The sequence below is a fragment of the Alienimonas sp. DA493 genome, assembly GCF_043951915.1.
Classification (GTDB): domain Bacteria; phylum Planctomycetota; class Planctomycetia; order Planctomycetales; family Planctomycetaceae; genus Alienimonas.
This window is the reverse complement of sequence record NZ_JBINJD010000096.1, coordinates 1-19,397: the sequence shown is the minus strand read 5'-3', so window position 1 is coordinate 19,397 and position 19,397 is coordinate 1. Positions and strand designations below refer to the sequence as shown.

General features: G+C 68.7%; 23 protein-coding genes and 1 pseudogene. 22 read left to right on the top strand and 2 right to left on the bottom strand.

What is annotated here, in order from left to right:
* The 16 genes and pseudogenes from ACG2DA_RS14750 to ACG2DA_RS14675 all read left to right on the top strand — a co-directional run.
* Positions 1-672, top strand: a pseudogene (locus tag ACG2DA_RS14750) (hypothetical protein); the annotation flags it as partial.
* A gap of 144 nt (positions 673-816) precedes the next feature.
* Entirely contained in the window at positions 817-3,027 is a 2,211-nt protein-coding gene (locus ACG2DA_RS14745) for a terminase gpA endonuclease subunit (protein ID WP_395256550.1), read from the top strand.
* A gap of 42 nt (positions 3,028-3,069) precedes the next feature.
* Positions 3,070-3,678, top strand: a complete 609-nt coding sequence (locus ACG2DA_RS14740; RefSeq protein WP_395256549.1) for a hypothetical protein — start codon at positions 3,070-3,072, stop codon at positions 3,676-3,678.
* Positions 3,679-3,766: 88 nt separating this feature from the next.
* Positions 3,767-4,042, top strand: a complete 276-nt coding sequence (locus ACG2DA_RS14735; RefSeq protein ID WP_395256548.1) for a hypothetical protein — start codon at positions 3,767-3,769, stop codon at positions 4,040-4,042.
* Positions 4,030-5,622, top strand: coding sequence for a phage portal protein (locus ACG2DA_RS14730; RefSeq protein WP_395256547.1), 1,593 nt, complete (start codon positions 4,030-4,032; stop codon positions 5,620-5,622). Before ACG2DA_RS14735 ends, ACG2DA_RS14730 begins: the two co-directional genes overlap by 13 nt.
* On the top strand, positions 5,615-7,027 hold the full coding sequence (locus ACG2DA_RS14725) for a S49 family peptidase (protein WP_395256546.1): 1,413 nt from the start codon (positions 5,615-5,617) through the stop codon (positions 7,025-7,027). Before ACG2DA_RS14730 ends, ACG2DA_RS14725 begins: the two co-directional genes overlap by 8 nt.
* A gap of 35 nt (positions 7,028-7,062) precedes the next feature.
* Complete coding sequence (locus ACG2DA_RS14720) at positions 7,063-7,446, top strand: capsid cement protein (protein ID WP_395256545.1); 384 nt, start codon at positions 7,063-7,065, stop codon at positions 7,444-7,446.
* Positions 7,447-7,483: 37 nt separating this feature from the next.
* Positions 7,484-8,458, top strand: a complete 975-nt coding sequence (locus ACG2DA_RS14715) for a hypothetical protein (RefSeq protein ID WP_395256544.1) — start codon at positions 7,484-7,486, stop codon at positions 8,456-8,458.
* Positions 8,458-9,315, top strand: coding sequence for a hypothetical protein (locus tag ACG2DA_RS14710; RefSeq protein WP_395256543.1), 858 nt, complete (start codon positions 8,458-8,460; stop codon positions 9,313-9,315). The genes ACG2DA_RS14715 and ACG2DA_RS14710 overlap by 1 nt, the downstream gene beginning before the upstream one ends.
* Positions 9,312-9,767: a hypothetical protein gene (locus ACG2DA_RS14705; RefSeq protein ID WP_395256542.1), complete on the top strand. Its 456-nt coding sequence runs from the start codon at positions 9,312-9,314 to the stop codon at positions 9,765-9,767. The genes ACG2DA_RS14710 and ACG2DA_RS14705 overlap by 4 nt, the downstream gene beginning before the upstream one ends.
* Entirely contained in the window at positions 9,764-10,162 is a 399-nt protein-coding gene (locus tag ACG2DA_RS14700) for a hypothetical protein (protein WP_395256541.1), read from the top strand. The genes ACG2DA_RS14705 and ACG2DA_RS14700 overlap by 4 nt, the downstream gene beginning before the upstream one ends.
* A 4-nt stretch (positions 10,163-10,166) precedes the next feature.
* Positions 10,167-10,619, top strand: coding sequence for a hypothetical protein (locus tag ACG2DA_RS14695; protein ID WP_395256540.1), 453 nt, complete (start codon positions 10,167-10,169; stop codon positions 10,617-10,619).
* Between the two features lie 40 nt (positions 10,620-10,659).
* The gene (locus ACG2DA_RS14690) at positions 10,660-11,196 is read left to right on the top strand and encodes a hypothetical protein (protein WP_395256539.1); all 537 of its coding nucleotides are present in this window, start codon (positions 10,660-10,662) and stop codon (positions 11,194-11,196) included.
* Between the two features lie 37 nt (positions 11,197-11,233).
* The gene (locus tag ACG2DA_RS14685; RefSeq protein ID WP_395256538.1) at positions 11,234-11,629 is read left to right on the top strand and encodes a hypothetical protein; all 396 of its coding nucleotides are present in this window, start codon (positions 11,234-11,236) and stop codon (positions 11,627-11,629) included.
* Entirely contained in the window at positions 11,629-11,943 is a 315-nt protein-coding gene (locus tag ACG2DA_RS14680) for a hypothetical protein (protein ID WP_395256537.1), read from the top strand. The genes ACG2DA_RS14685 and ACG2DA_RS14680 overlap by 1 nt, the downstream gene beginning before the upstream one ends.
* A gap of 7 nt (positions 11,944-11,950) precedes the next feature.
* Positions 11,951-14,086, top strand: a complete 2,136-nt coding sequence (locus ACG2DA_RS14675) for a tape measure protein (RefSeq protein WP_395256536.1) — start codon at positions 11,951-11,953, stop codon at positions 14,084-14,086.
* Between the two features lie 18 nt (positions 14,087-14,104).
* Here ACG2DA_RS14675 and ACG2DA_RS14670 read toward each other — a convergent pair whose 3' ends face one another.
* Together ACG2DA_RS14670 and ACG2DA_RS14665 are read right to left on the bottom strand one after the other, a co-directional pair.
* Positions 14,105-14,329: a hypothetical protein gene (locus ACG2DA_RS14670; protein WP_395256535.1), complete on the bottom strand. Its 225-nt coding sequence runs from the start codon at positions 14,327-14,329 to the stop codon at positions 14,105-14,107.
* A gap of 45 nt (positions 14,330-14,374) precedes the next feature.
* On the bottom strand, positions 14,375-15,055 hold the full coding sequence (locus ACG2DA_RS14665; protein ID WP_395256534.1) for a hypothetical protein: 681 nt from the start codon (positions 15,053-15,055) through the stop codon (positions 14,375-14,377).
* Positions 15,056-15,213: 158 nt separating this feature from the next.
* Between ACG2DA_RS14665 and ACG2DA_RS14660 the strand changes: the two genes are divergently transcribed.
* The 6 genes from ACG2DA_RS14660 to ACG2DA_RS14635 form a co-directional block, all read left to right on the top strand.
* Positions 15,214-15,453 (top strand): helix-turn-helix transcriptional regulator, encoded by a 240-nt coding sequence (locus ACG2DA_RS14660; RefSeq protein ID WP_395256533.1) that lies wholly within the window; start codon positions 15,214-15,216, stop codon positions 15,451-15,453.
* Positions 15,454-15,619: 166 nt separating this feature from the next.
* Complete coding sequence (locus ACG2DA_RS14655) at positions 15,620-15,988, top strand: hypothetical protein (protein WP_395256532.1); 369 nt, start codon at positions 15,620-15,622, stop codon at positions 15,986-15,988.
* A gap of 439 nt (positions 15,989-16,427) precedes the next feature.
* Positions 16,428-17,327, top strand: coding sequence for a P63C domain-containing protein (locus ACG2DA_RS14650; protein ID WP_395256531.1), 900 nt, complete (start codon positions 16,428-16,430; stop codon positions 17,325-17,327).
* 43 nt (positions 17,328-17,370) lie between these two features.
* Entirely contained in the window at positions 17,371-17,976 is a 606-nt protein-coding gene (locus ACG2DA_RS14645; RefSeq protein ID WP_395256530.1) for a hypothetical protein, read from the top strand.
* 148 nt (positions 17,977-18,124) lie between these two features.
* Complete coding sequence (locus ACG2DA_RS14640; protein WP_395256529.1) at positions 18,125-18,991, top strand: hypothetical protein; 867 nt, start codon at positions 18,125-18,127, stop codon at positions 18,989-18,991.
* The coding region (locus tag ACG2DA_RS14635) for a hypothetical protein (RefSeq protein ID WP_395256528.1) at positions 18,991-19,397 on the top strand (407 nt) is incomplete at its 3' end. The genes ACG2DA_RS14640 and ACG2DA_RS14635, both read left to right, overlap by 1 nt.

Sequence of the window (19,397 nt, the reverse complement as noted above, 5' to 3'; positions counted from 1 at the left end):
ATGGCGAGCGTCTTCGGCCAAGTCTTCGGAGCGACAACTGGCGGCGGAGGCGGCGCCCTCACGCTCCCGACCCTCCCGTCCTCGGTCTACGTCGGCCAGACCCTCACGCCGACGGTCTACGGCGGCACGGCCCCGTACGTCGTCACGGTGGACGGGGAGGCGCTGGCGGGGGCGACCTGGACCCCCGCCGCCGCGGGCTCCTACGTCCTGCGGGCCGCGGACGCCGCGGGCGCGGAGACCGACCCGCAGACGGTGACGGTCGCGGAGCGCGACACCTACGCCGCTCCCGGCCAACTCCCCAAGCAGGGCGGACTGCTCACGCTCCGCAAGGGCTCCACCCTCTCCGCCGCCCGCGGCACCGCCGTCGTCTGGAGTTCCGACGACTGGGGCACGCTCCCCGACCTCACGGGCTACACGGTCACGCTCCAGGCCGTCCGCCGCGACCCCCGGACTTATCCCCCGTCCGCCCCCACCCCGCCGCTCACGATCGGCCTGACGGTCTCATGGACGGCTCCCGACGACTGGGCTCTCACGCTGGAGGCTACCTCCGCCCAGACGGACACGCCGGCAGGGGACTACGACTACGAAGTGGACGCCGAAGCCGGCGACGACGTAGAGCCTCTGTTGCACGGGGTGCTGCGGGTGCTGCCGGATCTCGTGGAGGCGGCGTAGGGCCATGAGCCGCAACCACATCCCCTGCCGGCGCCCCTCCCGCAGCGAGAATCCACGGGTCCTTTGGGGAGACTCGGCGCATGAAACCACTCGGGATTTAGTCTCCGCACGCGACTGCCTTTCTTTAGGCTCGGGGAGGCCGCGATGAGCGTCGCCGAAGCCCCGCCGCTGACCGGAGCGGACCGGCACCGGGACCGCATGGCTCGCCGGTCCCGGCAGGCGTTCGCGGCGGTTTCCGATATCGGCGAGATTCCGCCGATCGTGGACCCGGAGCGTCGGGAGTCGTGCCGGCTGGACCTGCACCGGTTCCTGCGGACCTACTTCCCGCAGAGCACGGGGCTGGCCCCGTTCGGCGAGGCCCAGGTCCGGGCCATCTCCCGCATCGAACACTGCATCCTCCGCGGCGGCCGGTTCCTGAACCTGATGCCCCGCGGGTTCGTGAAATCGACCATCGGGGAGAACAGCGAACTGTTCGCGGCGCTCTACGGCCACCGCCGCTACGGGGTGTTCTTCGGGGCGTCGAAGGACGACGCGGAGGAGGCGATCGACAGCATCAAGGTGGAATTACAGGAGAACGACCTGCTCTACGAAGACTTCCCCGAGGTCTGCCACGCGATTCGGGCGCTGGAGGGCAAGCCGCAGAGGGCGGCGAGCCAGACTCAGGGCGGGGTGCTGACGCATATCGAGTGGACGGCGGACACGGTCGTGCTGCCGACGATTTTCGTGCCGGAGGGGTGGGGCGATCCGTCGGCGAAGAACAATATGGACCGAGTGGTTCGTAGCCCGGCGTCCGGCGCGATCATCCGCACGAAGGGTCTTCTGTCGGCGAGCCGCGGCATGCGGTACAAGCGAGCGGACGGCACGCAGGCCCGTCCGGACTACGTCGTCATTGACGACCCGCAGACGGACGAGTCCGCGGCGTCGCCGACGCAGGTTGAAAAACGGTTGAACGTGATCCGCAAGTCGGTCCTCCGACTCGGAGGCCACGGTCGGCAGGTCGCCGCGGTGATGAACGCGACGGCGATTGCGGAGGGCGACGTGCCGCAGACGCTCGGCGACCCCGAGAAGCACCCGGAATGGGAAACGGAGCGGGTGTCGATGATGGTCTCAATGCCGACGGCCCTGGAAACCCATTGGCTCGGCGAGTACGCGAAGATTCGACAATCGTACGACCGCGATACGCCGGGCGACCGCGACCGGGCCGTTCGGGAGTCGACGGCGTACTACGAGGCGAACCGGGCCGCAATGGACGCCGGAGCGGCCGTCGCATGGGAGCACATCCCGCTAGAGGCGAGCGAGGTGTCGGCAATTCAACACGCCATGAACATCCTTGTGGACGACGGCGAGGACGTGTTCGACAGCGAGTGCCAGAACAATCCGAAGCGGGAGGCCGCGGCCGGCGTGGCGGCCCTGTCCTCGGAGGATATCGCCAAGAAAGTTAGTCCGGAGGGGCGGGGCGTGGTGCCGGAGTCGGCGTCGCACGTCGTGTTTCACATCGACGTTCACGATTCGCTGCTGTACTGGACGGTCGCCGCAGTCGCGGAGGACTTCTCCGGCGGCCCGATCGACTACGGCGTCTTCCCTGAACAACCGAACGACTCGTTCACGCTCCGCAGCGCCCGGCGGACTCTGTCCACGGAGTACGAATCGGAGACGATCGAGGGAGCGCTGACGGCGGGAATTGCCGATCTGCTCGAAAAACTGTGCGGTCGCCGGTGGGCGACCGCGGGCGGCATGGAGTACGACGCCACCGGGCTGATCGACTCCGGGTATAAGCCGGAACTGGTCGCGTCGGCGGTCAGGCGGTCGCCGTACGCCTCCCGCGTGTTCGCGGCCCACGGCATCCCCCTGTCCCCCGGCGAGACGCTGGGCGGCAAGAACAAGCCGGGCAGCGTGGTTCGGGCGTGGCCCGCCCCGACGGCGGCCCGGTGGTACGAACCGCGGAACCCGCCGCACGGCCTGCGGCGAATTTATTTCGACGCGAACTACTGGAAGGACTTCGTGCAGGCCCGGTTCGCCGCGTCGCCCGGGACGCCTGGGGGCTGGGAACTGTACGGCGGCCGGGGGCACAGGCACGCGGTCTACGCGGCGCACCTCACGTCCCAACAGCCGGTCCCGACGACGGCCCGCGGGTCGACGGTGAACGTCTACAAGCTGAAGCCGAAGCGGGAGGACCACTGGCTCGATACGGCCGTGGGCTGCGCGATCGCGGCCAGCGTCGCCGGGTGCCGCCGTCCCACTGACGCCCCGGCGCCCCCGATCGTGCGCCCGCCCGCCCCGCAGCCGATCCGGGTCGCCGCCCCCGGCCTGACCGCCGGGAGAAATAAGCCGTTTTTCGCCCAGCGTCGCCGCTGATTTCTCGTTCCGCCCTGTTTAACCCCGCGCTAAAATAAGACCATGAAGACCGACGGCCTCGACTCCCTCAACAGCGACGAACTGAAGGCGTTGTTGGACAAGCACGGCATTGACGGCAAGGACCGCCGGAAGAAGTCTGTGATGATTCAGGACCTCCGAGACGCCGGCGTGTCCGCGAAGGCCGACGACGCTCCCGAAGACGCCGGCAATAAAGAGCCGGAGAACGGCGGGGCTCCGATCCCGCCGGAGTTCGACCCGGAGAAGGTCGATGCGGAGCCCGAGACCGTCGCCCCGGTCTCCCCGGAGCCCGAAGGCGAGCCAGGCCGTCTGCCCGAAGACGGCGGCGCCCCGATCCCGGCGGAGATGGACACGCCGGAGCCGGCCGTCGAAGCCGAACCCGCCCCGATCGGCGACGTGCAGACGATCACCATCAAAATCCCGCTGGCGAACCCGGCCGGGATGGGATACGTCTCCCGCGGCGTGAGCAACTTCAACGCGAACCGGTTGACTATCGGCCAGTCCCGCGTCGTGACCGAGATGCACGCCGGGCTGCTTCGGTCCAACGCCCAACTCGCCAACGGCGACCCGGTGCAGTCCAAGCCGGACTGCATGCGGTGGCTGTTGGAGAACATGGAAGCGGCGAAGGCCTAACCCGCCCCGTACCGCCTGAACCGCCTGAACTAGCCGGTTCAGTTCGGGACATCTAGGTACATATAGGGTCGTCGGCGAATGTGGGGGCATGGACCCCGCGGAAGTTCTCGCCGCCTACGACGCCAACGCCGCCTACGAGGAGGCGGGTAGCGTCGTCATGGCGACGGCGTTCATCACGGCCTGCCGCCGTCTGATCGGCCTGCGTCCGGCCAGCGGGGGCACCGACGGTCTTAATACAACGTGGGACGCCAAGGGGGTGCGGGACGAACTCGCCCGCGCCCAGCAGTGGCTCGCCGCCCAGAACGCCGCGTCCGGCCGCATCGGCCGGTCGTTCGCCGCGGACCTGTCGGGGTGCCGACGGTGAAGCGGAAGCCCGCCACGTTCACTGAATCGTTCAACGCCCTCCGGGCGGAGTGGAAGGGTTCGCACGGCCGGGCCGACTACCGGGCCGCTCAGGTTTCCCGGTTTCATTCCGGCGGCTACGACATCGCCCCGACCGGGGCCTCTGCGGACTACCACTACCGCAGCGACCGCGACTATCTGCGGTTGATCGAGCGGGGGCGGCAGATCCAGCGTGAGGACGGGTTGGTCGGGCAGGGCGTCGGTCGGCTCGTCACAAACGTTATCCAAGGCGGGTTTAATCTTGATCCCGACACCGGCGACGCCGATCTCGATCGGGCGCTGAAGGACGAGTGGGAAGCTTGGTCGCTCGACCCGGACCGCAGCGACGCGGCGGGCGAGCACGACTTCACGCAGAAAGCCCGCTTCGCGCTCGCGGACGCCATCTTCGTCGGCGATTCGTTCCACCTGCCGCGGCGGGACGGGACCGTTCAGAGTTTGGAGGCCCACCGCGCCCGCACGCCGTCGAACACCACGAAGCCGGTCGTTCACGGCGTCCTGCTGGGGCCGAACCGGCGGCACGAAGAGTATTGGTTCACGAAGGAAGAGTTGCATCCGTCCCGGGCGCTGCGTCTGGTCGGCGACACGACGCCGGTGAAGGCCCGAGACGAGAACGGTCGCCGGAACGTTCTGCATATGTACCTGCCCGGCCGGTTGAGCCAGACGCGGGGCGTCACGGCGTTGGCCCCGGTCATGGACACCATCGACCAGCACGCGGACCTGCAATTCGCGGCGTTGGTGAAAGCTCAGATGGCGTCGATGGTGGCGATCCTGCGGGAACGCCCCGCGGACTCGCCCGACTATCAGCCCGCCCCGATCGGTTCCGTCGCGCAGGCGATGGAGACCCGGGAGGGTTACACGCAGGCCATTGAAGGGCTCGCCGCCGGCTTGGACGTGGTCGGCGCCCCAGGCGAGAAGATCAGCGCCTTCGGAGCGAACGTCCCGGGCTCCCAGCACTTTGAGCATACGCTCCTGCTGTTGACCGTCATCGCGGTCAACCTGCACCTCCCCGTTCACGTTCTGCTTCTGGACCCGTCCCGCACGAACTTTAGCGGGTGGCGGGGGGCCATCGACCAGGCCCGATTGAAGTTCGCGGAGCTTCAACAGTGGATCGTCCGCGGGTTGTACGACCCGGTCTACGCCTGGTTCGTCCGGCGAACCATCGAGACGAACCCGATTGTCAACGGGCTCGCCCGCAAGCCCAAGCTGGACCCGTACCGGCACGCCTTTCACGCCCCCGGGTGGTCCTATATTGAGCCGTTGAAGGACGCCCAGGCGGACGACCTTCAGCAGAGCCGGTTGCTCCAGAGCCCGCGGCGGATTCAGAGCCGGCGGGGGCAGGATTGGAACGTCGTCAGCCGGGAGTGCGTGGACGACAGCGGCTACGTCATCCGCCTCGCCTGCGCGAAGGCCGCGGCGATCAACGACGAGTTTCCCGGCGCCGGGGTGACGTGGCGGGACTGCCTGACGATCGGCAACGCCGTGAAGCCGGTGACGCAGGCCGCTCCGACCCTCATTGAAGATTTGGAGGCCGTCGATGCCTGACGCCCCGCTGATCGACCCGTCGCCCGCGGTCGCCACCGGCATCCGGCTGGACGACCTGTTCGGCGTCTGGGCCTGCGACGATTCGCACCTTCAGCAACGTGTCGCCTATCTGTCGTCCGTCGGCCTCGCGTCGCACGTCGCGGCGTTCGGCGGTTTAGGCGGCTCCGCGGAACCGCAGACCGTCGGATCGGTTCGGGTGTTGACCGCTGAGGGGCTGATGACGAAGCGCGGCGGCAGCATGACCGCCGGCACCACGGACCTCCGGAAGTCGGTCCGGCAGGCGGCGTCCGACGATTCGGTCTCCGCGGTCGTGTTGAAGATCGACTCCCCGGGCGGCACGGTCGCCGGGATGGCGGACCTCGCCGCCGATGTGAAGGCGTTGGCGGCGAAGAAGCCCACGGTGGCCTACGTCGAGGACATGGCGGCCTCCGGCGGCTACTGGCTGGCCTGCGCCTGCGACCGCATCTACGTCAACGAACCACTGGCGGAAGTCGGCAGCATCGGCGCGTACGCCGTCCTAATGGACGTGTCTCGGGCCGCCGAGAATGCCGGGGTAAAACCGATCGTGGTCCGGTCGACGCCGCTCAAAGGCGCCGGAGTGCCCGGCGACCGAATCACCGACGAGCAGGTCGCGGTCCGGCAGGAACTGGTCGATCAGGCTCACGCCGCATTTCGGGAAGTCGTGATGTCCGCCCGCGGGCTGACCGCCGCCGAAGCGGACGCGGTTTGCATCGGCCGCATGTGGAAGGCGACGGAAGCCGCCGCCTTGAAGCTGCACGACGGCGTGAAGCCGCTGGACGACGTGATCGCGGAACTCTCCGCCCTTTCCGGCCCCCTGCGGGCCACTTCTCAACCGACCCGCAACAGGGAAAAGCGAATGTCCGCTGCGACTTTCAAGGAGGCCGTGGCCGCGTGCCCCGGTCTCGACAAGGCGAACGCCGACGACACCGCGTTCCTCGCCGCCCAACTCGACAAAGACGCGACCGCCGAGGCCGTCGGCGCCGCGTGGTGCGAGGAACTTCAGGCTCGCGTCGGCATCGCCAACGAGGCCCGCGCCGCCGCCGAGCGGCGAGCGGAGGAGGTCGTCGCCGAGGCGAACGAACTGAAGGCCGCCGCCGCGAAGGCGGACGCCGAGAAGGCCGACGCGGACGCCCGGGCGCAGGCTGAGGCCGACAAGGCCGCCGAGCGGGCCAAGGCCGCCGGCGGCACCGACGGCGTGCCCGACGGCCCCGGCGACGGGAAGGCGTCCACGGAGACCGGCGACGCCGCCGCGGAACTGAACGAGATCGTCGCCGGCTACGAGAAGGCCGGCATGCCGCGTCACAAGGCCGTTCAGAAGGCCGTCAAGACCAACCCCGACCTGCACGCCCGGTTTCGGGCCGAGGGCGGGACGTTCTCCCGCTAATCCCCTCCCGACCCACTCTCCACCGGAGCGAATAGATGTACCTGCAACCGACGAAGATCGAGGGTCCGGCGCGGACCTTCACCAGCAGCGGGGCGATCCCGAAATACAGCCTAGTTTCGACCGACACGGGCGCCGCGACGGTGAGCGTCTGCGGGGCCGGCGAGACCCCGATCGGCAGCGTGAACGTCGGCTGCGACGCCTCGGGCGAAGCGGTCGCGGTCCGGCTCCCGAACGCGCCCGGGACCGAGATCCTCATCGCTAGCGCCGCCATCGCCGTCGGCGACCGCGTGAAGCCGGCCGCCGGCGGCAAGATCGTGACCGACAACGCCGCGGGCACTTACGGGACCGCCCTGACCGCCGCCACCGCGGACGGCCAGTACGTCGAAGTGCTGCCCGGCTATCTCGCCGACCAAGCCTAATCCTCCCTCTCTTCAACTCTCCGCTAAGGAATAAATCATGGCTACGACCCCGAGCGGCGAGTACGCCCTGCCGCGCCAGGACATCCGCGACGCCCTGGAAGAGTTCGACCTCGCCGCGGACCGGGCCGGTTTCGTCGGCTTGAAGATCGCCCCCGCCCTTGAAGTGGGCGAGGTCAACGGCGTCTACGACGTGGTCCCCATCGAGAGCATGTTGCGGGAGTACGACACCCGCCGGGCTCCGGACGGGAACTACCCGCGGACGGACGGCAAGGTCGAACAGGCCTCCTACGTCACGAAGGAGCACGGAATCGAGGAGCGGGTTGACGACCGCCTCGCCCGCGCCCACGCCTCCCGGTTCGACTCCGAACTGCTGGCCGCCGAGCGGTGCCGCGACGCCGTCATGCGGGGCCACGAACGACGGGTTATCACCGCCGCGACCGGGCTCGCCGCCGGCCAGCAGACGGCCGCGGGGAGCAACGGCGGCGCGTGGTCGACCGGCACGTCCGACCCGTTCACGCTGGTTCACGCCGCCCGCAAGGCCGTCCGCAACCGCGTCGGCCGGGCTCCGAACGCGATGGTTCTCGACTGGGAGGCGTTCGAGGTGCTGGTCGGCCTGGACGCCGTTATCGACCGCATCAAGTACAGCGGCTACACGGACCCGTCGAAGGCCGCGTTGCAGCCGCAGGTGATCGCCCAAGCCCTCGGCTTGGACGAAATCATCGTCGCCAACAGCGTGACGAACGGGGCGAACATGGCCGAGGAGGCCTCTATCGAGTCGATGTGGCCGCGGGCGACCGCCCTGCTGTTCGTCCGTTACGACGGGCCGGACACCCGCAAGCCGCAATTCATGCGGACCTTCCACTGGGGCGCCGACGGCAGCCAGATCGGCGGCGTGTTCGAGGAGTACCGGGACGAGGCCCGCCGCAGCGACATCATCCGCAACCGGATGGATTCGAGCGAGGACATCGTCTACGGCGCCGCCGGCCAGCTCCTGACGGGCCTGCTGGCCTAATGCCGCTGACGGTCCCCCCGCCGCTCGCGCCGTCCGGGTCGTACCTGACCGCGGCCGTCCCGTACCTGCTCGCCGGGGCCGGGTCGTCCGTGGTGCCGGTGTACCGCGACGGGGAGGTTCTGTACGCCGCGATGCCGGCGGCGGTCACGGACCACAAGGCCGACGTGGCCGAACTGGCCGGGCCGGCGATCCGGGAGGCGGTGTCCGGGGTCTGGCTGTCCTGCGCCCCGCCGGCCCCGCTCCGCAGCGGCGACCGGCTGGCCCTGCCGGGCGGCGAGTACCGCGTGAGCGGCTACGGCGAGCGCCCGGCGTGGCGCCCGCTGGCGATCGGGACGAGCGGGTCCGCGAACTGCGTCCGCGTCGGCCCCGCCGAGCCGCTGGACGACCTGCTCGGGCCGCCCCCGCAGAAGTACGACCCCGTCACCGACGGCGCCCTCGCGGACGCCGTGAGCGTGCTGTTGCGGGAGACGCTGCCGATCGGGGCGAGGGACGATCTCGCCGTCGCCGTGCGGCGGGAACAGGAGTGCGTGCGTCGGCGGGAGGAACTGGCGAGCCCGGTCTGCGACGTGGCCCCCGCGGGCTCCGTGGCGGAACTGGAACGCCGGGATAACTCCGCCGCGGAGTACGCCGTCGCGGTGGCTTTCCACGCCCAAGCGGAGCCGGCCGACGCCGACACGCTGGCGAAGCTGCGGGTTGCGTCGAACGACATCGTCACCGCCCTTCAGGGGTGGGAGCCGTCCGCGTTCCCGGGCGTCGCCTGCTATCGGTGCGAGAGGCTGGAGAGCCCGCCGTCGCCGGGAGTGTTTCGGGACGTGTACGACGTGCGGTTCCGCGGCTGGCGGGAGGTGACCCGATGAGCGTTCGCGTGGAAGGCGTCGCCCGCCTCACCCGGGCGTTCGCCCGTATGGCCGCGAAGGGTCGCCCCGCCGCCGCGTTGGCCGTGAACTCCGCCGCCGCGGTCTACGCCGGGGCGATTCGCGGGGCCGTACCGAAGCGGTCCGGTCGCACCGCCGCGTCCGTGGGCTTTACCTCCGGCGTCGGCCCGAACGGCGAACCGTCCGCCCGCGCGGGGGTGAACGTCGGCACGAACACGAAGTCCCCCGGCGCCGTGCCGGGACTGCTGGGCACGCGGGACCGGACGCGGAAGGCGGTCGGCGGGAAGTTCTCGCTGTTCGACCGGCCGGGCGAGCGGGGCACCGGCTCCGTGACCCCGAACGGCTCCGTGCCGGCCGCGATCCGCGCCGCCGACTCCCGGGCCGCGCAAGTCGCCGAACGCACCGCCGCGGGCGTGCTGGGGGTCGGACGATGAGTTTCCGCGTCGCCCTCGCCGCCCGGCTCGAATCCGACCTCTCCGTCCCGGTGGTCGTGGGCGAGCCCCGCTCCGGGCTGCTGAAGCCGCACGTCGCCGTGTTTCTGAACGAGCAGACGTACGGGACGCTCGGCGGGGACGACCGGTCGCTGGTTCCCGCGAACGCGGAATTGGTCTGCCGGGCGGAGACCGACGCCGTGGCGGACGCGCTGGCGGACGACGTGCAGGCGGCTGTCGAAGCCTTGGAACGCATTGAGACCGTCGGCGGGCGCCGCCTGCTGGCCGTGAACCCGACCGGGCGGGACGAGTCCCCGCCGCTGTCCGCCCGGTACCCCGTGGACGACCCGAGCCCCGGCGTGACCTGCCGGTATTTCCTCCAACACGCACCCGCTTGAACCCATGAAGATTCCCGGCAAAGGCGCCGTCCTCTCTATCGACATCTCCAGCGTTTCGACGCCCGTCGGCCAGATCGTCAGTGCGGAGATCGCGGAGAACGAGCCCGAGATGTTCGAGGGCCGGACGCTGGATCAGACGGGCACCGGCATGGAGGAGCAGCCGACCGGCTACGTCACGCCCGGCGATATCACCGGCGAACTGTTCTTCGACTCCCGGCTCGCCGCCCACGCCCTGTTGTTGGATGCCGACCCGCTGATCCACTTCGAGCGAGAGGGCAGCATCACGCTCGGCGACGGCGACCCGGATCTGTCCAACGCCGGGGCGACCTCGCTGGCGTTCACCGCCACGTCGATCGGGGCCTCGCTGACGATCGCCATGAACGACGGCGTGAAGTCGTCCTTCACCATCAAGCAGAAAGAGCCGGCCGTGCTGACGGCCGCGACCTTCGGGGCCTAATCGCCCGACCCCGGCAACCCCTAACCGCCCAGAGACCGCGATGCAATTTGAACTGCTGATCCCGACCACCGTCGCCTACAAGAACCCCGAGTTCTCCGTCGAGAAGATGCGGAAGGCGGAGGCGGACGGCAACGACTATAAGACCCCGGTCTCCATCAAAAAAGAGTGCAAGCCCGGGTTCGTCTTCGAGCCGCTGAAGGTCGACCGGAAGGGGCTGCCGCTATTGGTCCACGACGGCATCCTCCGTCCGAAGGATGACGAGGCGTGGGAAGCGTGCGGCATCGACCCGTCCGACGACGAGGCGAAGCGGAAGGTGCTGAAGCACGCCAAAGAGGTGAAGAACCCGCTGCTCGCCATCGCCGGCGGCAACGCGACCGGGGACCCCGCGAAGGATCGGGCCGGCGCCTTGGCCGGGCGAACCAAGGACGAACTGCGGGCGATCGGCAACGAACACGGCGTCCACCTGCCGGCCCAGATGACCAAGGACAAGATGCTCGGTCGGCTGCTGTCGGCGGGCGTGCCGACCGACGCGGAGCCGCCCGAGGCGGACGACGACGCGTCCGACGAAGACGAGTAATCGACCTCCCGCCCCGAATCTCCAACCAAGCCGCCCGATGGCCGAATCGAAGACGCTCAACTCCGCCGACGACCTGTTCGCCTCCGCCGGCCCGACCGAGGCGACGGCCACCCTCCCCAACGGCCGCACTGTACGGTTTCGCGGGCAGAGCGAACGCAAGCTCGTCGCGCTCCAGAAGTCGTTCGTGGACGCCAAGGGGCGCGTCCGCGAGTCCCGCAAGCCCGAGGTCCGCGCCCGCTACGTCGTCGCCTACGCGGTGAACGACGAGGGCAAGCCGCTGTTCACCGTGGACGACGTACCGCGACTGCTGGAGATGGACGCCGCCTACGTCGCCGCGATGTTCGAGGCCGCGTCGAAGGTCTGCGGGCTGTCCGAGGCCGACGTTGAGGAACTGGCGGGAAACTCCGAGAAGACGGAAGACGGAGGTTCCTGATGCGACTGGCGTTGGCGGCGGGCCGGCTGGATGTCGACAACGTCGCCGACGAACTGACCCCCCGTCAGGCGGCCGAATGGCGGGCCTACGACGCCGTTTGCGGGCTCCCCGACCGCCGCCAAGACAATCGGATTGCTTTTGGCCTCGCAAGGCTCGGGGAGGTGTTGGGGGGCGGCGAGATGTCTCCCGAGTACTTCCGCCTGCCGGCCGTGTCGGACCCGCCGAAGGAGGCCCCCGACTCCGACGACCCGAAAGACTTCGACCACGCCGCGTTCGCCCGCCGGACCGGCTCCCGCCTCAACCCCGCCCGCTGACGACCCCGTGCAGATCGGCCGCCTGATCGTCGCCATCGAGTCGCAGACGGCCGGCTACGAGGCCGGGCTGAACAACGCCGTCGTCGCCACGGAGAACTTCAATTCCGCAGTCAGTAACGCGACGGCGAGCGTCAACAACGCGGACTACGGCGGAAAGGCCGGGGAGGACGCCGCGGCGGCGGCGAACGCGGCGATCGTCCCGATGAACCAGCTTCAACGGACGATCGCCGCGGCGAACGGAGAGGCCGACCAGTCCGCGGGCGCAATGGGGACGCTCCGCCGGGTCATGGGCGACATCGGCCTCGCAGCCGGGGCCGTCAGCGGCGGGGTCACGCTCGCCAAAGAGGCGATCCGGGCCGTCCAGTTCGTTCGTGCGGCCCGCGGGGCGAGTTCTCTGGCCGCAGCGTTTCAACAGGTCTACGGCGACGCCCAGCCGGTCGCCGCGTCCGCGACCCGGGCGTCCGGGGCCGTCGATCAAGCCGGCGACGCGGCCCGGCGGTCCGGGCGGTCGTTCCGGTCCATGCTGCCGTCGGTCAAGCAGGTGGTCGGAGCGCTGGCCGCGGCCGGAGCGGCGTACGGGCTCTATCGGAGCCTCCGTGCGGTGATTGGGATCGCGGGCAAGGCAAAGCGGGCACTCGGAGCGGTAGTTCGGGAAGTCATTCTGCTTCGGAGCCTGCGGGCCGGGATCGCCTCTTTAGTCTCTGGGGCCTTCGGACCTCTGGGCTTGGCTATCGGCAGCGTGGCTGGTGGCTTAGCTGGCATCGCCGGGGTGGGAGCCGCTGTCGGGTGGGGCGTAAAACTGTCCGCCGAAGCGGAGACCGCCCGTGTCGCGTTCACCACCCTGACGGGCTCCGCCGAGGCCGCGCGGGCGACGATGGAGGAACTCGCCCAGTTCGCAGCGACGACGCCGTTCGATACGGTCGACGTGCAGGAGGCAGGCCGGAAATTGTTGGCCTACGGGCGGACGACCGACGCCCTCGGCGGCGACCTGGCGGTCTTGGGGGACATCGCCGCCGGCACCGGCAAGCCGTTGCGCGATCTGGTCGACATCTACGGCCGAGTCGGCAGTACCGGCCGCGTCGAGGGCGAGATTCTGAACCGGTTGTTGGAGCGCGGCATCCCCATCACGAAGGCGTTGGCGTCCACGATGAACGTCGCGGAGGGCGACATCCGCAAGATGGTGTCCGAGGGTAAGGTCGGGTTCGTGGAGTTTCAGAAGGCTCTCGAATCAACCACCAAGGCGGGCGGAATCTTCGCCGGCGGCATGGTCGCCCAGTCGAAAACGCTGGCCGGCATGTGGTCGACCCTCACCTCCAACTTCCGGGACGGATTTCGTGAAGCGTTCGAGGGGGTCACGGCCGCGTTCAACATCTCCGGGCTCCTACAGGAGATCACCCACTACATCTCCGCGGGCGCCGAGGTGTTGAAGGAATACGCCGTGGGCTGGCGGAGCGCTGCGGGGGAGGGGTTCGAGTGGGGCTCGATCGTCACCAGAGCGGTCGGCTGGGTCGGAGCTGCGCTCGGAACGACGATCGACACCGTCCAGACCGTTGGTGTTGCGTTCCTGCGGATGGGAGCAACGGCCGGGGACGCGATGGCGTCGGTCGTGCGGTCGCTGGATTCGATGGCGATGGCGACCGCGATGGCCGCGAACGTCATCCCCGGAGTGGAGGCGAGTTACAGCGGCTTCTTAGGGCGGATCGCCGATGAGATTGACGCGACCACCGGGAAGGTCCGCGGCTTGGCCGACGCAATGGCCAGCGTGAAGCCCGGCGAGGGTGTCCGGGACTTCTTCGCGGACATGCAGGAGAAGGTCGACGCCGCACGGGCGGGACTGGCGGGGGTCGAGCGAGATGCGTTGAAACTCGGCGAGAACTCGATGGGCTCGCCTGACGGTAAGTCGAGTTCGGGGACGGACCGCAATGTCGGAAGCCTTGAACGCGGCACCCAAGAAGCGTTTGCGGCGATCAGCAACCGGATGCGAGGCGGGGCCGGGAACGATGTCGGCAAGAATACCGGCAAGATGGCCCAGATTCTCGCCCGGATGGATCAGCGGGAACGGGAGCAATTGAAGGCCCAACAGGAAACCGCAAAGGGTGTCGCTCGGCTGCAACCCGTAACGGCCGGGCGCGGCATCAATTGATCCGGCGGCGCCCGGCCCTCACTCGCGAACAGGGTCCGCCTGTTCGCGCTGTTCCCGCTCAAGACGCTTCTGTTCGATGTCCTGTTGAGCCTTTTGGTAGGCGTCGCCGAATACTGCCGCGGTTCCGCTTCCGGCGAGTATGCAGCCGCCGCACAGGATCGCCAGTGCGACGCCGGCGACCGCCAAAAGGCCAAGCACCAGCCCGACGCCCATGCCGAAGCCGCGTGAAGTGTCTCTAGCCATCGTTCTGCCTTCGTTGAACGTTCGGATAACTTCTCAATAGCCCGGCTACCGGCTTTCGGCGAGTTCCTTCGCCTTCTCAATGATCGGATCGGCGTCAATCGGGCGAATCTTCGGCACCGTGCGGGAGGCGCCGACGAGCGTTTCGTAGGTGTAGACGCCGCCGGCCTCGAACACTAAGTCCGTGTCCACCATCTTGCCGTCAGCGACGACCATCGACTCCGGCAGGCCGACAATCATCACGTCGGTCTCGGTGGTTCCCTCAATCGGTATTCCGGCTCGATACTCGACCGTCGGGACTCCGATTTCAGCCAACACTCCCTCGCCCGGTATCACCTGCCGGGCCGTAAAGTGCTTCCCGCGGAGCCGGCCGAACTCGCCCGGCTGGCCGTAGAACTCGCCGAAGTCGAACGCCTCCCCAGATTTCAGAGCCTCCACGCGGGCCTCTGCCGCATCGGCTGCGGCCTTCGCCTTCTCGACGGCCTCTTCCTTTGCGTCGCGGCTCGGGTAATACACCCGCCCGCCTCTCTGGGTGGTGTTGGTCAGCCGGGCGTTGATCCGGCCCCGCCGCACCCGCTGGTAGACCTCGTCCCGGTTCTTCGCCCAAGCTTCCGCCTTCGGGATTGCCTCTGCCGTGCGTTCAAGCACTGCGGCGGCGCGGGCGTTGATCGTTTCGCTTGAGGTTGGTTCTTGGAAAGCGGCGACGGTGAGTAGCAAGGCGGCAACCATCGGAGGCTCCGAGTTTGGCGGGACGGGAGGGCAAGAGTCGCCAAACGAACGCACCGCGCCAACGGTTCACGGGACCGCTGAACCTGTGAACCGCTGACGGCCTGTAGTCGTACGGGTTACCGTGCGCTCCGTTCCGCCCCCGCCACCCGCCCCTCCGCGTGCCCGACGACGCCTCCGCCGCAGACGAACCCAGCTACCGGGTGCGGTTCGGGCGCCGTATCAAAGCGATCCGTATTGAGGCGGGGTTGAGCGCCGTCGATGTCGCCAACCGGGTCGGCACGACGCGGAACACGATGCACAGGTGGGAGAGGGCGGAGGCCGCCCCGCACCTTGACGTTCTGCCGAACCTCGCCGCGGCGCTCGGCTGCACCGTGCCGGAGATGATGCCGGACCACTGAACCGGCGAACATCGGAAATGTGACATCCGTGGTTGCGGTTGTACCGGCTGTCGGTACACTCCGGCTGCCGCTCGCATTTTCGCGTCGGCGCACGACACGGCCCGCGTCCCCCCAAGGTTTGGCGACCGAGGGACGCGGGCCGAATGACCCCTTTCGGAGATACGCGATGAGCGTAGCCGCCACCGTTCTGCCCCGCAAGGTTGCGGAGCAAGATTCTGAAAACGCCACCGTCACGACGGCCGTTCCGCACCCGTTCGTACAGCGGGCCGCCCGCTGGCACGCCGAGCAACGGGCGTGGGACGAAGCCGACGCCGCGTGGGGCCGGGTCGTCCCGCAGTCCTACGACAAGTCGCCGCTCAACGGCACGACGGAGTTCTGGACCGCCTCGGAACTGTGCCGCGTGCTGGGCGTGCCCCGAGTGCTGTTGGACGCCCTGATCCCGGCCGACCGGCAGAACGGCGAGCCGGTCTACGACCCGTCGTTGATCGCGGCCGGACTGACCGAGGCTCGCCGATTGCGGGCGATCCCCCGCTGACGCGCTTCCGCCTCACCCGGGCCGGAACAGGTCCGGGTGAGGCGCCCGTCTCCGACTCGCCCGCACTCACCCCCGATAGAGCCCGATTCCTGTACACTAAATCGCATATCCGTTCATCGGTGTTTCGCCCATGCGGGGCAGCGAATTGTCGCGTTTTCGTGGAATCGCGCGTTTTCTGTTTTGATAGTGTACGCGGCCGAGGACAATGGGCGGACGGGAGGGGTTCGCTACCCCGCTCCTCTGGGTCGCCGCGGCTTTCTCTCTTTCGGGTCACGGCGACCCGGAGGCCCGGCCCCGAACGAAAGAGAACGTGATGGTTATCGGCATTCGCCGCCGCGTGGGCGTGCGGCACTTCAACGTCTTCTAGCCCCGGCGAGTAGCGGCCTCGCCGGGCGGCCGTGAACGGTCCGGTTCCTCACCCTCAGGATGGATTCATCCGATGTCTGCCCTCTCTGCCCCGCGTTCGACTCACCGCGGCTCCGCCCCGATCGGCAACGTGAGTTGGCCCTGCGCCGTCTTGGACGACCCGGATCGCACTCGCGTGTTCGTGGGCCGCGGGCTCGCCCGCGGGTTCGGGTTCAGCGGCAAGTCCGGTGGTGCCCAACTCACCCGATTCCTGAACTCAAAGACGCTCTCGCCCTATCGGGATAGCGGTTTGCTGGTGGTGCCGAAAGTCGTCAAGTTTCACCACGGTCAGGGCGGTGGCCTCGCCCACGGCTACCCGGCCGTCATCCTCCCGCGGATGTGTTCGGCCATCATTGACGCGGCGATCGACGGGCTCCTCCAGGAGCGTCACCGGCCGATGCTGGAGGTCGCCAGACGGCTCAATCGCGGGCTCTCCGAGGTGGGCGTCGTGGCGCTGGTTGACGAGGCGACGGGCTTCGAGCGCGAGCGGCCGAACGACACGCTCCGCCGCCTCATTATGGAACTCCTCTCGCCTGAGGAGCGCCCCTGGCAGAAGCGCATCCCCGATTGGTTCTACGAAGGCGTCTTCCGTCTGAAAGATTGGGACTGGCCGGGCAGCATCAATGACGCCCGGAAGTGGCGGGTGCTGGCCGGGGTCACTCGGGAACTCATCTACGACCGGATGCCGTCGGGCATGGTGGAGGCGCTGGACGACGTGAACCCCGTCGTCGGCGGGAAGCGCTCGGCCAAGCACCACCAGCACCTGAAGGACGCCGGGTTGAAGTTGTTCGACGCCATTCTCTACGACATCGAGACCTGTATGACGCTCACTAAGGGCTACGGCCGTTGGGGGGTGTTCATGTCCCGGTACGACGAACTCAGGAGCGACCGCAACGGCGTCCGCCAAGCCCGGCTCATGGACACCGACGATTGACGGGGCGGTACACTGCCCGCCCCGTCCCCTCTCGCTACCGGCCATGCCCGCCCACGACGAACTCGACCTAGACGACCCCGGCGATCGCTTCCGCTACCAGCAGCGCATGGTAGCGGAGTCAGACCAGCTCATGGCGCTGTTCGCCGACGCGATGGAGGAGTCGGCCATGCTGCTGGCCCGGGCGATGCAAGGCGGCGGCGCGAGCGGGGCGAAGGCCGCGTTCGACACGATGTCCGAACGGCAGGTTCAAGCCGTTGTGGCCGGCATGACGACGCTCCTGTCCGAAGCCCGGCGGAACGGGGCGGCCGACGAGGTGGTCATGCAGGCCGCCGCGGAGACCGGGACCAAACTGCCGGAGCGTCCGCTGATGGACGCCATCTTCGCCGGGCTCAAGGCCGACATGGCGGTTACGTTCGAGCGGTGGAGCCCAGGAGAGGGGATGTGCATGGTGGTGACAAGGCCAAACCCCGTCAGGCCCGACCTGCCGAAGCTGGAAGGCCCGATGGAGGACGGAGGCTTCGGCGTCTCCCTGTTCGGCATCGGGACCACGCTGGAGGCCCCGGACCCGTCGGAACGGCTCGCCGAAGAAGTGAGAGACGCTGTCGAACGGTTTGGCCCGCCGAAGGTGTTCAACGACGAGGAAGAGTAGCAGCGGCGACGACCCCGACTGACACCCACGGGTGCCAAACCGAGCCCCGCCCGGAGAGCCGGGCGGGGCTTTTGTATAACCCCTCTGGCGCGGCGGCTTTTCGGCGGCGATAATAGGGCGGAACCCTCGATTCCCCCGCCGGCCACCAATGGCGATCACGATCAAACTGCCGAAGGACGGCAAGTATTCGGCCAAACTGGAGGACAACGGCCGCGTCGCGCAAACCTACACCGAAGAGCGGCACGTCAAGGCCGACGCCGGGGAGACCGTCGCGGAAATTCTGTCGGCCATCTTCGTCGCGTTCCCCATCGGGAGTTTTTCCCCGATCAGCAATAACATGCTGCTGCGGGACGTGGACCTAACGCAGTTGATGACCCGGGCGGAGTACCGGACGTTCCCGATCACGTTGAACTGGAACAACGAGCCGTTCGATGAGGACGAGCGGGAGGACAACCCCCTCGCCCGGCCGTTCAAGTGGACGAGCCGAGGGCAGGGACGCGCCGTCGCCCGCGATAAGGACCGGAACGGCGACGCGATCCTCACGTCCGCCGGCCTGCCGCCGACGACGCTGCCGGAGACGGAGGTCTACGACGGGGTTTTGACGATCGAAGGCAACGTCGCCGCCTACAGCGAGGCGACCGCCGCCCTGTACCGCGGCAAACTGAATAGCGCCACGTTCCTCGGCTACCCGCCGCGGTCGGTGAAGTGTCTCAACGTCAGCGGCGAGGGGCCGTTGGTCGAGAACGAGGTGACGTTCTATAAATTGACGATCGAGGTGGCCCATCGTCCCGGCGGGTGGGATTTTCAACGCCTGGACGCTGACGTGTACGAGACCGCCAGCACGGAGGCGGGCGGGGTGCCGCGGCGGATCGAGTTCAACGGCGAGCAAATCACCGACCCGTGGCCGCTGGACGGAGCGGGGGGCGTCGTTCCGAAGGCGAGTCTGCCGGGCGGGGCGTACTACTTCACGGACGAACTGGACGACGAAATCGACCTGACGGGGCTGATGTCCTGATGCCGGTCGGCTTTCCCACAGGCGGCGACTACGATCGGGCAGTGGACGCGGTGAATCGCGTCCGCAAGGCGGGGCCGGAACGTTTGGGGCGTCGCCGCAAGTCGTCGCCGCTCGGCATCAGGCCGTTCCTCGGCCGCGCGGCGGCGGACATCGCCGTCGGCACGACGGGCGGAGTCGATCTGGTCGATTCCGACCTGGAGGAGACCGGGCGGTCGCTGGACGCCGCGAATCTGCACACCCAGTTCGGCATCGAGGCGGGCTCGCTCGTCTCCGGCTACCGGGTGGCGGGAATCAACCTGATCGTCTGGGTCGACCGCTGCCCGGACGAGGTCGGCCCGCCGCCGGAGCGGTGCTACTGCGATCCGGTCTACGGCTACGAGGGCACGGCCTACGGCGGTCTGGTCGA